Annotated in this window: 1 protein-coding gene; it reads right to left on the bottom strand. The window is 60.5% G+C overall.

The annotated features are described in order from the left end of the window. Positions 1-758, bottom strand: a 758-nt coding sequence (locus tag V9K67_RS27075) for a glycoside hydrolase family 2 TIM barrel-domain containing protein (RefSeq protein WP_336728265.1), incomplete at its 3' end; no start/stop codon positions are given. Positions 759-773 lie beyond the last annotated feature (15 nt).

Here is a 773-nt window from a genome sequence, read left to right as displayed (position 1 = left end):
TTGATGTAGAGCATTTCGCCGCCGTACTCGGCCACCTTGCTGTCCAGCATTTCGCGGGAGCCGATGGCGCGGCCGCCCTTGGGATCGTATTGATCGCGAATGGCCTTCATTTCGGTCATGTGGGCTTCGCTGATGGACTCGTTGCCCGACTCATAGAAAACGATCGAAGGATTGTTGCGGTTGTAGATAATAGCGTCGCGCATGGCTTCGGTGCGGTGCCGCCAGCGTACGCCTTCCACGTCCTTTTCGGCGTCGCCGGCGGGCATGGCCTGCATCAGGCCTACGCGGTCGCAGCTTTCCACGTCCTGCTTCCAGGGGGTGATGTGCATCCAGCGCACCAGGTTGCCGTTGCTTTCCACCATCAGGCCATTCGAGTAGTCGCTCAGCCAGGCGGGCACCGACAGGCCTACGGCCGGCCATTCGTTGGAAGTGCGCTGGGCATAGCCGTGCACCTGGATGACGCGGTCATTGAGGTAGATCATGCCGTCCTTGAAAGCGGTCTTGCGAAAGCCGGTGCGGGTGGTCACCACGTCCTGCGGCTGGCCGGCTACTTTCACGATCGTTTGCACGTCGTACAGGTAGCCATAGCCCCAGCTCCAGAAATTCAACCCGGTAACCGGCGCTTCGGCGCCGAGGGTTTTGGTTTCGCCGGGAGCCAGGCTGAGGGTTTTGCCCGCAAAGCGTTTGAGCTCTTTGCCGCCGTCGAGGATGCGCACTTCGTAAGAAACCTGCTGCGGCCTGCCGCTTTCGTTTTTCACTTCAGAGGCAGTATG

It is taken from the genome of Huijunlia imazamoxiresistens (assembly GCF_037132455.1).
In the GTDB taxonomy this organism is placed as follows: Bacteria; Bacteroidota; Bacteroidia; order Chitinophagales; family Chitinophagaceae; genus Flavisolibacter; species Flavisolibacter imazamoxiresistens.
The sequence above is the reverse complement of the archived record's forward strand: the minus strand, read 5'-3'. Positions and strand labels throughout refer to the sequence as shown.